This window comes from Desulfitobacterium sp., assembly GCF_982384815.1.
In genome coordinates this window covers 1-12,369 of record NZ_CEVWNY010000089.1, presented here as the reverse complement: position 1 = coordinate 12,369, position 12,369 = coordinate 1, and the positions used below count along the sequence as shown (strand labels likewise).

The 12,369-nt window shown below is 44.7% G+C and carries 11 protein-coding genes; 6 read left to right on the top strand and 5 right to left on the bottom strand.

Features of this window, described 5'->3' with window-relative positions:
- Positions 1–252: 252 nt before the first annotated feature.
- Together AC1U9U_RS12230 and AC1U9U_RS12225 are read right to left on the bottom strand one after the other, a co-directional pair.
- Positions 253–711, bottom strand: a complete 459-nt coding sequence (locus AC1U9U_RS12230) for a RidA family protein (RefSeq protein WP_479960846.1) — start codon at positions 709–711, stop codon at positions 253–255.
- 24 nt (positions 712–735) lie between these two features.
- Positions 736–1,965: an allantoate amidohydrolase gene (locus tag AC1U9U_RS12225; RefSeq protein WP_479960845.1), complete on the bottom strand. Its 1,230-nt coding sequence runs from the start codon at positions 1,963–1,965 to the stop codon at positions 736–738.
- Positions 1,966–2,391: 426 nt separating this feature from the next.
- Here AC1U9U_RS12225 and allB (AC1U9U_RS12220) point away from each other — a divergent pair, with 426 nt between their 5' ends.
- The 4 genes from allB (AC1U9U_RS12220) (at position 2,392) to pepT (ending at position 8,001) form a co-directional block, all read left to right on the top strand.
- On the top strand, positions 2,392–3,750 hold the full coding sequence (gene allB / locus AC1U9U_RS12220; protein ID WP_479960844.1) for an allantoinase AllB: 1,359 nt from the start codon (positions 2,392–2,394) through the stop codon (positions 3,748–3,750).
- Between the two features lie 21 nt (positions 3,751–3,771).
- Positions 3,772–5,121 (top strand): allantoinase AllB, encoded by a 1,350-nt coding sequence (gene allB / locus AC1U9U_RS12215; protein WP_479960843.1) that lies wholly within the window; start codon positions 3,772–3,774, stop codon positions 5,119–5,121.
- Positions 5,122–5,155: 34 nt separating this feature from the next.
- On the top strand, positions 5,156–6,541 hold the full coding sequence (locus tag AC1U9U_RS12210) for an NCS1 family transporter (RefSeq protein ID WP_479960842.1): 1,386 nt from the start codon (positions 5,156–5,158) through the stop codon (positions 6,539–6,541).
- 236 nt (positions 6,542–6,777) lie between these two features.
- Positions 6,778–8,001 (top strand): peptidase T, encoded by a 1,224-nt coding sequence (pepT, locus tag AC1U9U_RS12205; RefSeq protein WP_479960841.1) that lies wholly within the window; start codon positions 6,778–6,780, stop codon positions 7,999–8,001.
- Between the two features lie 119 nt (positions 8,002–8,120).
- Here the strand turns inward: pepT and AC1U9U_RS12200 are convergent, their stop codons facing one another.
- Entirely contained in the window at positions 8,121–8,966 is an 846-nt protein-coding gene (locus tag AC1U9U_RS12200; RefSeq protein WP_479960840.1) for a hypothetical protein, read from the bottom strand.
- 141 nt (positions 8,967–9,107) lie between these two features.
- Between AC1U9U_RS12200 and AC1U9U_RS12195 the strand changes: the two genes are divergently transcribed.
- The gene (locus tag AC1U9U_RS12195) at positions 9,108–9,398 is read left to right on the top strand and encodes a hypothetical protein (protein ID WP_479960839.1); all 291 of its coding nucleotides are present in this window, start codon (positions 9,108–9,110) and stop codon (positions 9,396–9,398) included.
- 71 nt (positions 9,399–9,469) lie between these two features.
- Here the strand turns inward: AC1U9U_RS12195 and AC1U9U_RS12190 are convergent, their stop codons facing one another.
- Positions 9,470–10,639 (bottom strand): MFS transporter, encoded by a 1,170-nt coding sequence (locus AC1U9U_RS12190; RefSeq protein WP_479960838.1) that lies wholly within the window; start codon positions 10,637–10,639, stop codon positions 9,470–9,472.
- 164 nt (positions 10,640–10,803) lie between these two features.
- On the opposite strand from AC1U9U_RS12190, the gene AC1U9U_RS12185 reads away from it, so the two are divergent.
- Positions 10,804–11,058 carry a TIGR03905 family TSCPD domain-containing protein gene (locus AC1U9U_RS12185; RefSeq protein ID WP_479960837.1) on the top strand — a complete coding sequence of 85 codons (255 nt, stop codon included), beginning with the start codon at positions 10,804–10,806 and terminating at the stop codon, positions 11,056–11,058.
- A 34-nt stretch (positions 11,059–11,092) separates the two neighbouring features.
- Here the strand turns inward: AC1U9U_RS12185 and AC1U9U_RS12180 are convergent.
- A partial coding sequence (locus AC1U9U_RS12180) for a (Fe-S)-binding protein (protein WP_479960836.1) occupies positions 11,093–12,369 on the bottom strand: 1,277 nt, incomplete at its 5' end.

The following is a 12,369-nucleotide window of genomic DNA, read 5'->3' as shown; positions in this document are numbered from 1 at the left end:
TCAGGATGACATAACAATACTACCTCAGGATGACACAACAATACGGCTTCAGGATGACACCGATGTATGCTCCTTGTCATACTGAGCATAGCGAAGTATCCTAGCCTAGGCATCTACTCTGCTTAGCGGAAAAAGACAGCTTCACATTCTTTGTGCAGTTGTCTTTTTATTTGACTATCATTATATAACTATATAACAAAAGAGCGTGGGCTTATCTTTCTTCAAGTAAACCCACGCTCTTATTTTACGGTCCTAAATCTCCACAATACACATGATCTCAACCGCAGCGCCGCCGGGGAGTTGGTTCGTCCCCAAGGCCATACGGGTGTGCCGTCCTCTTTCGCCAAAGCAAGTCAAGAGCAGCTCCGAAGCCCCATTCATTACCAAGGGCTGTTGGGTAAAATCATCAGCACTGCGAACATAGCCCAAAACCTGAACAAATTTCTTAATTAACTCCAGATCACCCAAATACTCCTTTAGAGCTGCCAAACAATTGGACATAGCAATCCGTGCCGCTTCTTGCCCTTCTTCAAGGGAAAAGTCTTCCCCTACTTTGCCCAAGTAGACATACTTTCCCTGAAGTTTCGGCGTATGGCCACAGACATAGAGAAGGTTACCCGTTTGTACTACACGAGAATAAAAGCCATCCGGTTCCGAAGGTTCCGGTAATTCAAGGTTGTATTTAGACTTTAGTACCTCTTCAACACTCATCCTCAACTCACTCCTCGAAGATACTTAAACCCCTACTGCCGTATCCAGAAGCACATGATATAAAACATTTACTCCGTCGGCACAATCTTCTTTACTACTCCATTCTGCCGGATTATGACTGATCCCATCCTTAGAGCGGACAAAAATCATCCCAATCGGACAAATATTAACCATTTGCATAGCATCATGGCCTGCACCGCTGGGCAGACAGAAATATTTTAAGCCGATTTTATCGCAGGCCTTTTTAGCAGCCAATTGAAACTCTTTGGAGCAGGGTGCAGGCGGAATCCGCTGGAGAATTTCGGTTTCGACCTCAACTCCTCTTTCCCGGCAAATTCTCCCGATCTCCTTAAAAATCGCCATCTCCACCTGATCGCCTACCTCTTGGGAGATATCCCGAAGATCCAGGGTAAATTCCACTCGACCGGGAATAATATTAATTCCTCCCGGGAGAACATTAAGCCTTCCTACTGTAGCAACAGTGCTTCCGGTCTTCCTGGCCTCCTGCTCAATGGTCAGAACCATTTCTGCGGCTGCTGTCAAGGCATCCCGGCGAAGATTCATTGGTGTAGCACCGGCATGGCCTGCTTCCCCTTTGACAATAATCTTCATCCACAGTTCGTTGACGATTCCGGTAACAATACCTACGGAAAGATCATTACATTCCAAAACCTTTCCCTGCTCAATATGAAGCTCAATGAAAGCCTTGAGTTCCGACCGATTGCGAACGGCATCCTTAATCTTATCCGGATCATATCCTTGGGCTTTCATCGCTTGAGCTACCGTGAACCCGCTTTTATCCTTCATTTCTAAATCCTTTTGGGTAAGATCCCCAATCACGCCGCGACTACCGAACATACTAAAACTAAAACGCGATCCCTCTTCATCATTAAAAGCATAAACCTCGATCGGATGCTCAGTTTCGATTCCTTGTTCATTTAAAGTCTGCAGCACTTCGATTCCGCCAATGATACCTAAGCTCCCATCAAAAATTCCTCCGTCACAAACCGTATCAATATGAGAGCCGGTTAAAACTACAGGTGCATTAGGATTGCGTCCTTCCCGGCGGCCGATGAGGTTTCCCACTGCATCTTCACGTACAGCTAATCCAGCTTCTTTCATATAAGCCGCGACTAAGTCTTTAGCAGTTCTGTCCTCAGTAGTAAAGGCATGGCGAGTTACTCCGCCCGATTCCCCCAGCCCGATCTTCCCTAGTTCCTGTAAACGATGATACATCCGTTCTTTGTTAATCATAACTGCCACCTCTTAATTTACTGCTGAAACCTTTAAGGCAAATTGCTTAAATATTATTTCAATTTCTTTACCCCTATTTTTTATTATTTTACTCCCTTTGTCTTTGGCAACTTTGGATAATATTTGCCCTGTTATTATATCCTTTTAATTTTATTAACCATAAAAACTTACTCTTCACTATTCCTTCATTTTCCCCAAAAACCCCGGCAAACCCTTGTCCAGTTTACGCTCTGCTTAATAAATTAAAAGCATTGGATTTGGTTCTAGTCTTAAATGGATAAAAACCTAATTCTCTTATTGTCCCAACTTGATAATGTCAAATTAAAATATTCAGTATATTCTTAATGTAACTTGACCATTAAAAACGATAAAATTAAATTCAATCTTTACTCAGCATTACCCAATTAACTTTAAGGGGGCATGAATGTGTATAATCTAGTCATTAAGAATGGTAAGGTTGTAACTGTCGACAAGGTGATTGAAGCAAGTCTCTGTATCAATAACGGTAAGATCGCTGCAATTGTCGAAGCCGGAGTAAAAATCGAGGCCGAACAAGTCATTGATGCCAAAGGAAATTATATTTTTCCCGGAGCCATCGATACCCATGCACACTTAAATGATCCCGGTTATCTGTGGCGAGAAGACTATGCACACGGTACAGCCGCAGCCGGAGTTGGAGGATTCACCACGATCATTGATATGCCTTTACAGAACGAACCGGCTACAACCAATGGCGAGATTATGGATAAGAAGTTGGAAACCGTCTCCCCCAATGCCTATGTAGACTTTTGCTTCTGGGGCGGTCTCGTAGATTATAACCTAAATAATCTAAAAGAGCTTGATGAGAAAGGCTGTGTATCCTTTAAATCTTTTATTGGACCTGTATCTCCTGATTATGTATCCTTATCCATCGGTCAAGCCAAAGAAGCCATGGAAATAATTAAAGAGTTTGATGGCCGGGCCGGTTTCCACTGTGAAGATTATTCCATTATTAAATGGGAAGAGGCAAGAGCCAAACGCAAAGAGAAGAACGATTGGCAAGATTTCCTTGATTCAAGACCGGTTATTGCCGAGCTGATCGCTACCCAAAATATTATTGATCTGGCTAAAGAAGTCGGGGCTAAAGTTCATATCTGTCACGTCAGCCATCCACGAGTTGCGGAGATCATCCGCCAAGCCCAACAAGAAGGTGTAGATGTTACGGCGGAGACCTGCGGTCATTACCTCACCTTTACCGACCAAGATGTTATTAAAAACGGCAGCCTTTTCAAATGTGCTCCACCCCTGCGTGATGCTGCTGCTGTGGAAGCCATGTGGGAATATGTAAACAACGGTACCTTATCCGCCATTGCTTCCGATCACTCCCCTTGCGAACTCAGTGAAAAAAGCGAGGAAAAACACGGGATCTTCGGTGCTTGGGGTGGAATTAGCGGCATCCAAAACGTGATGCAAGTAGTTTTCAGTGAAGGTGTGGTTAAGAGAGGATATTCTCCTACTTTATTAGCCCGTTCCTTAAGCGAAGGGCCGGCTAAAGCTTTCGGCATCTACGGTAAAAAAGGCGCCATCCAAGTAGGCTTTGATGCCGACCTGGTCATCCTGGACCCCGAAAAAGAATGGGAAATCACCCCTGAGTCATTATATTATGTAAATCAAATCTCCGCCTTCGTGGGTCTAAAAGGCAAAGGGCTGCCAATCTGCACCTTGGTGCGCGGCCAAGTGGTTGCCCAAGACGGAAAACTCGTTGGCGAAAAAGGCTACGGTGAGTTTGTAAGGAAAATTAAATAAACGTCAGGAGGTTAACGATAAATGAGCAGCTATGATCTAATAATTCGCAATGGTAATGTGGTTTCTTCCGCAGGTGTTTTTAAAGCCGATATTGCCGTCAGTAATGGAAAAATCGTGCTGATTGCTGAAGAAATCTCCGGAGACGCTAAGGAAGTTATTGATGCCGGCGGTAAGCACATTTTCCCGGGAATTACCGATGGCCATGTCCACTTTAACGACCCCGGCAGAACCGAATGGGAAACCATATCCACCGGTTCCAGTGCTTTAGCCGCCGGTGGCGGAGTTGCCTTCTTCGATATGCCGCTTAACTGTAGTCCGTGTACTTTGGACGCTATAAACTTTAACAATAAACTGGCGGTAGCTCAAAAGGACTCCTTAGTAGATTACGGCTTCTGGGGTGGCTTAACCTCAACAAACTTGGATAAATTAGAAGAATTGGCCGAGTGTGGAGTAATCGGCTTCAAGGCCTTCTCCTGCCACAGTGGCATTGATGAATTTCCAAGAATGGACGACTATACCGCTTTAGTAGGTATGGAAAAGTTGGCTAAGCTGGGGCTGCCCTTGATGGTCCATTGCGAAAATGCTGAGATCACAAAAGAATTAACCGAACTATCTCTAGCCAACAATCGAACCGGAGTACGTGACTATTTTGCCGCGCGCCCACCCATTACCGAAATCGAAAACGTTTCCCGCATGATCGCCTTCGCTGAAGAAACCGGCTGTAAATTGATTATCGCCCACATCAGCACCGCGAAAGCAATCGAGCTTGTCACCGAAGCCAGAAGCAGAGGCGTTGATGTCTACTGCGAAACCATCGGTCATTATCTCTACCTTACCGGGGACGATGTGGAACGCTTGGGAACCGTAGCTAAGTGCTCACCGCCCATCCGCGATACAGCGAACCAAAGTAAGATGTGGGGAAAACTATTTAATAACGAAATTGCTTTCATTTCTTCCGACCATTCTCCTTGTGATCCTAAGTTGAAGGATGGTGAATTTATGCGGGTTTGGGGCGGCATATCCGCCTGCCAAAGCACCCTGCCGGGTCTACTCACTCATGCCTACCACGACCGGAAATTCCCCCTCAGTCATATTGCTAAATTAACCGCTCAAAACGTTAACGAAATCTTTAAGATCAAAGGTAAAGGCAAAATCGAAGTAGGCTATGATGCAGACTTTGCTCTTATAGACTTAGATCAAGACTTCACCCTAAGAGCAGAAGATTTATTCTACAAGCATAAAGTCAGTCCTTATGTAGGAGACCGTTTCCGCGGCAATGTAACTCAGACTATTCTCAGAGGAACAACCATCTTTAAAGATGGAAAAGTCGTCTCCAAGCCGATCGGAAAGCTTTTAAGACCAAACCAATAGGTTGATCACGAAAGACGAAAAGGAGTGAAGGAACATGTCACTACACGTTGAAGATGTGCATATTGAGCATGCTCCGGGTGTTGAGGAAACCCTCTATCCCAAAAAAGCAGCAGACCGTACTATGGGCCCCATCCCCTACATGTTTATGTGGATTGGGGACGGAGTTAACCTAGGTAATATGACCCTCGGCGGCAGTATGATTATTGCCGGTGTGGCTACCTTAAATATCTACCAAACCTTTGCTGCCGCCCTCATCGCTATTGGCATTATTTCGCTAATTTTTACTCTCAATGACAGACTAGGTTATAAAACAGGTATCCCCTATGTTATACAATTACGGATGTCCTTTGGTGAAAAAGGTTCTGTAATCTCCTCCCTCTTACGTGGTATCCCGGCGATTGTCTGGTACGGATTCCAAAGCTGGGTTGGAGCAACCGCCCTAAACGAAATTATCAAAATTTTCACCGGCGGCGCCTTTGATAGCATTCCCATCTGTTTCGTAGCCCTTCAGGCTGTGCAGATTGTCCTTTCCATGTATGGTTTCCATGCCATCAAATGGGTAGAGACTCTTATCTCCACTGTGCTCATGGTCGCCTTTGTCTATGTATTTTGGCTCCTTATTACAAATTATAGCGGTATTATTGCTGAAAAATGGGTTCATTCATCGGGAACTTGGGGTTTAGAATTCTGGGCTTTCATCATGGTCTTGATGGGCAACTATGCAGCCATCTTCCTCAGTGCCGCCGACTACTCTCGTGAACTTAAGCCCGGATTTAGCAACGCCAAACGCGGCTTACTCTACTTCTCCCCGATTGTCATCGCCTACGGTGCAGTTATTGTCATCGGTGCCATGCTTGCATCTGCTACCGGCAACTCCAACCCGGTTAAAGCTTTAGCCATTGTTTTCAATAATGATGCCATCACCGTCTTTGTCTCCGCCTTTATCGTTATGGGTGCTATCGCCGTTAATATGGTTGCTAACATCGTAGCACCGACCTATGTCATTCAATTGCTCACTAAAATCAAATACAAACCAGCTGTTGTTATCACCGGTCTCCTCGGACTGTGCTCCTTCCCCTGGGTACTTGTCCAAGATTCTTCCTCCCACGGTTTGGCCCTATTCGTTCTAATTTACTCTGCCTTCTTAGGACCTGTCGTTTCCATTATCCTAGTAGAATACTATATCTTGAGAAGACAAAAGGTCGATGTGGCCGAACTGTACAAACCTAATGGTCTTTATGCCGGATATAACCCCGCCGCCATCATCGCCATGCTCCTTGGAGCGGCAGCTGCCTTTACCCTCGTGGATCTAGCTTGGATTATCGGTTTAGTAGTTGCCGGAATATCCTACTATCTCCTCACTAAGTTCGCCTTCAAGGGTTCCAAATTCAAGGTCGGAACAATTTTCGAAAATAAATAAGTAAGATACCACCACTTTGGTTCTTTAGATTGATCACCGCAAAACTGCTCCCGGAATTAACCGGGAGCAGTTTTTGTTACACAAGACCCCAGCTCATTTGCCTAAGACCCTGAAATATCATATATTTGTAGTAGGATCCAATCAGTAATACATAAACCCGTATTGTCTGTACCCTCCCATATATAGCACCCTCCCATATTATCATCATTATAGAAAAAAACCAGGAGGTCTAATCTATGTCGCAAGTCATCGATCGTTTTCTAAAGTATGTTCAGGTGGACACCCAATCCAATGAAGAATCCCAAACTACGCCCAGTACCGGTAAACAACTTAACTTGGCCAATCTCCTCGCAACTGAATTAAAGGAGTTGGGGTTAAAGGAGATAAGAATTGACCGGGGCTATGTTTATGGTACCTTACCCGCCAATTCTGCCAAGCCCCTCCCCGCCATTGGTTTTATTGCTCATATGGATACCAGCCCGGATTTTTCCGGAGAAAACGTCAAGCCCAAAATTATTGAGAACTATGACGGCAAGGATATACTTCTTAATCAGGATCAAAACCTGATCCTTTCTCCCCAGGAGTTCCCCGAATTGTTGGATTACATAGGCAAGACCTTAATCACTACCGACGGAACCACCCTTTTGGGGGCAGACGATAAGGCCGGCATTGCCGAAATCATGACTGCCCTGGCAATCTTAAGCTCCCATCCGGAAATCCAACACGGGAAAATTTGTGTCGCCTTTACTCCCGATGAAGAAATCGGCCGGGGGGCTGATCTTTTTGATGTGGCAGGCTTTGGCGCTGATTTTGCCTATACGTTGGATGGTGGGCCAATTGGCGAATTAGAATTCGAAAATTTTAATGCCGCCAAAGCCATCGTCAAAGTCAAAGGAAGAAATGTTCACCCAGGCAATGCTAAAAATAAGATGATTAACTCTATCCTTTTGGCTAACGAATATATCGCCAACCTGCCGGCCCAGGAGACACCGGCTACCACAGAGGGTTATGAGGGCTTTTACCATCTCAATGATATTAAAGGCGATGTGGAAGAGACCACCCTTTACTATATTATCCGGGATTTTGATCAGGCTGCTTTTGCTAAGCGCAAGAAGACCATGGAGAACCTCATCCAAGCGTTAAACAAAAAATATGGTGCCAACACCTTTTCCGTAGAAATCACCGATCAGTATCAAAATATGAAGGAAAAGATCATCCCTGTCATGCATATTGTGAATACAGCCCGGACCGCTATGGAAACCGTGGGAGTAAAGCCTCTAATCAAGCCGATCCGCGGCGGTACCGACGGTGCACGTCTTTCCTTCATGGGCTTACCCACCCCAAACCTTTTCACCGGCGGACATAATTATCATGGCCGCTACGAATTCATCCCTACTTTTGCTATGGAAAAATCCGTGGAGGTAATTCTGAAGATTATCGAGCGTTACGCCCAAGACTAATAAAACTTATACTTTCAAAAACCCCTGTCCCCAAGTGGCAAATAGGCTCTCCACTTTTGGGCAGGGGTTATTTTTATGGAACTAGTCTTTGCGGCGAAAGTTTGCTTTGCCTATTGGTTTTAGATTCTAGGAAATAAAAGCTCAATAATCCGGATAAAGTCCTCAAGTTTTTGGCAGTCGTTTACCAAATATAGAGGAAGGCCGATAAACCGAAAAGGAGTATTTTTTATAATAAACTCCTTTAGGGTTGGAAGCTCTTTACCTTTATCGCTTTCCACCCTCTCTTGAGCCCTTATTGTTCTCTCAAGTTCAGCTGAAAGACTGTGATACGCCACCGGGCTTAAATCCTGGGCTTCGCTGTAACCAGCCCCTTGGCGGGCGAAAAAATACCTTATAAAGTCTTGCTGTCCATTATTCCAACCGGGATAAGCCTCAAACACATAGGCATTTGCCAGGGTTTCTTCGATACATTCCTTTGTACCCCAAGTCTGACTATATATTTTTTTCTTGTAACGAGGATAAAGATCTTCTTTTTCCTCTTCAGCGCCGAGTAAGATGCTATAGCGTTCAACTAAATAATGAAAAGAGCCGTGGGTTAATACGGAATCTAAAGCTAAGGTATGGGCCTCCCGAAAGCTCAAGGTAGTCTGGTAAAGGATACTCAAAAGGTACATACCAAACATCTCGGCATAAATATATAAGCCAAAATCCTCTTGAGTGAAATGATAGGGACGATAAGTTCCAATTATATCACAGTTTTCACATCGTCTATTGCTAAAGTAATTTTCAAATTCCCGCAAGCTAAGTTTTAGTTTGTTAAAAGGCACAGAATTTACCGAGACGATAGTTCCTTTGGCTAAGTATAAATCTTGCCCCTGGATGACGGGATATACTTCTTCCCTTACATACTCCCCAACGCCCCACCCCGCTTCAATAAACCAATTCGCGACCACTGAGCTTGTCAATAAACCTTATGTTCATCACCCATTTTTTAGCACCAAAAAAGCTCAGGCCGCCGCCTGAACTTTTAGAGATCTACCGATGCACAATTATGGTTGAAGCAGGTTTTTTATGATAAAATATGTTAATAAGGAGGGATTTAGGAAATGAAGAGTTTTATTATATCATTTTTAGCCCTTTCTCTAAGTTTGACTTTAATTGGCTGCGGCAATTCCGAAGAGTCATTGGCAATAAAAAAGCGCGAAAGCACATTATCTATAGAAAACGAACTACCAAAACGGAAGGTAATTATTAAGGATTCTGTATATGAACCATTTCCTTCAGAGGGTAAAAACCTTCACTCTTCTTCCAACCAAGGTGGTCCTCGGTATCTTCCCAACGTAGATTTAGCTACCCCCATTATAATAACTAAAATGCCTTATCAAAAAGCACCTTAAGGGAAGTCTAATGACTTCCCTTAATATGTTTTCGAAACTATTTGCCTGACCGGCCAAACAGATCATGTTTCTTAGCTTACCGCCTTTTCTTTTTTGTCTTGAATTTTCCCACCATAGACCAAGAGCATCAGAGTTAACGCAACCGCCCCCAGGATATAGGGTGTACCCATAGAAATCTCATAGATTCCTCCCCCAACTAAAGGTCCGAAAATCCGGCCTAAGCTGCCAAAGGATTGAAAAACCCCCAGTGAGGCTCCTTGTTCCCCTTCGCTGCGTTTTGATACCAAGCTGGAGCTGGTAGGTGTCATTAACGAATTCCCGACCATAAAAATTATCGTCCCCAATACCAAGAGGACCGCGTTGGGTGCCCATAGCAGCCAAACAAAAGCGATGACACAGAGTACAGCACCGGATTTGGCAATTTTGGCATCTCCAAACCCCTTAACCAGCTTACCGATTAGCATCCCCTGGACGATTACACCGGCAATGCCGATGATCATAAACACGATACCCATTTCCTTGGGGCCAAAGCCGACACGAGCCGCGGCGAATAAAGTAAAGGTAGTCTCAAACAAAGCCATGGTAAAGCTTAGAATAAAATTCAGTAAAAGGAAAGGGAGCAAGGGATCCCGAACAACTGCAAAGCTTAAGCGTACAGCTTTTTTCTGTCCCTTATTAGGCTCTTTCAGGGTCTCCGGCAATAACTTCCAAGCAAAAGGCAGAACCAATAAAGCCAAGGAACCTGCCACATAAAAAGGTAAGGTAAAACTAAAATCACCAAGCCAACCGCCTAAGGCCGGCCCGAAAACCATCCCCAGCCCCATAGCAGCCCCGATCATGCCCATACTCTTTGATCGGTCCGCACCTTCGGTAATGTCTGCCATATAGGCCATAGCCGTAGGAAGAGTTGCGGAAGATACCATCCCGGATAAAGCCCGAAAAGCTATGAGAAGCGGCAGATTTCCGGCAATACCAAAGAGAAAAAAAGTAATCCCATAACCACTTAAACCAATCAAGAGTACCGGGCGTCGTCCTATACGGTCAGACAAGCGCCCCCAAAAAGGGGCGAAGAAAAACTGCATTATGGAATAGGCCGACATGAATAACCCCAGTGAAAAAGCACCACCACCTAAGTCCTTAATCAAAAAAGGAAGGATAGGAATAACAATTCCGAATCCTACCATGACTAAAAATTGGACAAGAACAAGGATGATCATGGGGCGAACAAACTCTTTTTTCATTGTAACACTTCCAATCTATATCGGTATACGCTTCCAGTCTATATGGTCGTTTATAAATGTTCCTGTTCAAATTCCAATTATTTTATTATAATATAAATTGCGTCGCAAATCATTAATATTAATAAGCTAAATTCAAATTCTTAGGACTTAGGAGGAGCTTTTTAATGAACACTTACAAAACTAACGGTGTCTGTGCCAGCAATATCCGCTTTGAAATATTAGACAACAAAGTCCATAATGTCGAATTTATCGGTGGCTGCCCCGGCAATCTGCAGGCCGTAGCGGCGCTTGTAGAGGGAATGCCTGTGGATGAAGTCACCAAGCGTTTGAGGGGCATCCGCTGCGGTTTTAAAACCACCTCATGTGCCGATCAACTTGTCAGAGCCTTAGAAAACTGCAAAGAAAATAAAACCCCGTAGATCAATTTCTTGATTTACGGGGTTCCTTTTTGCTTTAGGTCAACGGGCTTGAACAGCGATCGACCAGATACATCAAAGATTGATAACTCATACCGCTATGCACGGATAAACCGATTTCGCAGGTTCGGCTGTTGGAATATCCACCGGCACAATTATCGGGGATAGCGCGATTCAATCCGGCTAACGCTGAATTATTCAACTCAGGATAGGTGAATCCCTTATCGCCGGCAAAGCCACAACAATGTACATCATCGGGGAAGATGACTTTTTCCGCACAAGCCTCAGCAACCGCTTTGAATTTTTCGCTCAAACGCATTTTGACGGAGCTACAGGTAACATGAACCGCGATTGTTTCAGGAACTTGCTTGATTTTCAAACGATGGAGTAAGAAGTCATTGGTAAATTCCACGGATTCATGAAGTTCAATTCCGGATTTGAAGGCTCTGCGCATCCGGAAGAGACAGGGACTGGTATCACAGACGATGGGGTATTTGCCGTTTTCACTGGCCTTAAGCAAAACTTTTTCTAACTCCGCACTTTTTTCATCGGCTATATCAAAGAACCCTTTGCTTTCCCAAGGCATCCCACAACAAAGTTTATCCAGACCCGGTGGAATAATCACCTCATAACCGGCTTTTGCCAGGACCGAGCACATTACCTCATTAAGCGGCCGTTGATCCCTATCCAAGCGTGCCGGACCCATTGAACGGCTGATACAACTAGGGAAATACACCACCTTCATGGTTTCGCCCGTTTGAGCCGATCGTACCGGTGGCAAAGTCCTAATCTTACTGTTTCCTTTGCCGGGCATCCACGAATTCCAGAGAGGAATATTGGCTTTGGAAACGTTATGAGCTGATTTAGCTAAACCGCCCATAATCCGTGACCCTAAGAACCCATGGACTCCATCTACGGCACCTAAGCCTACCCGCATAATCCCGGTTACTCCATTCATATTCTTAGCCAAGGCTTTAGCTAAAGTGCGAGTGGCCGGGGTAATGGCCCGTGAACGTAAATATTTTGTGTTGTCCCCGGTATTGATATTGAGTGGACAAGAAGTTGCACAAAGCCCATCGGTAGCGCAAGTAGCGTTGCCGGCATAGTCATAATCCTTTAGCAAGCGCATTAACCGCTGTGGATCTTTCCCCGACCGTTTTAAATAGGAAATCTCTCGCTGGAGAATAATCCGCATCCTTGGGGTAGTAGTCAAATGCTTGGAAGGGCAAATATCCTGACAGAATCCGCAGTTCGTACAGCGGTCGATGGTTTCATGGGATTGGGGCATTACTTTAAGATTTTCCAGGTGTACAT

Bases quoted from the DNA above. Each gene is read 5' to 3' on its own strand.
- AC1U9U_RS12185 (WP_479960837.1), top strand. From the start codon at position 10,804: ATGAACACTTACAAAACTAACGGTGTCTGTGCCAGCAATATCCGCTTT.
- AC1U9U_RS12195 (WP_479960839.1), top strand. From the start codon at position 9,108: ATGAAGAGTTTTATTATATCATTTTTAGCCCTTTCTCTAAGTTTGACT.
- AC1U9U_RS12190 (WP_479960838.1), bottom strand. From the start codon at position 10,639: ATGAAAAAAGAGTTTGTTCGCCCCATGATCATCCTTGTTCTTGTCCAA.
- allB (WP_479960843.1), top strand. From the start codon at position 3,772: ATGAGCAGCTATGATCTAATAATTCGCAATGGTAATGTGGTTTCTTCC.
- AC1U9U_RS12210 (WP_479960842.1), top strand. From the start codon at position 5,156: ATGTCACTACACGTTGAAGATGTGCATATTGAGCATGCTCCGGGTGTT.
- AC1U9U_RS12225 (WP_479960845.1), bottom strand. From the start codon at position 1,965: ATGATTAACAAAGAACGGATGTATCATCGTTTACAGGAACTAGGGAAG.
- pepT (WP_479960841.1), top strand. From the start codon at position 6,778: ATGTCGCAAGTCATCGATCGTTTTCTAAAGTATGTTCAGGTGGACACC.
- AC1U9U_RS12230 (WP_479960846.1), bottom strand. From the start codon at position 711: ATGAGTGTTGAAGAGGTACTAAAGTCTAAATACAACCTTGAATTACCG.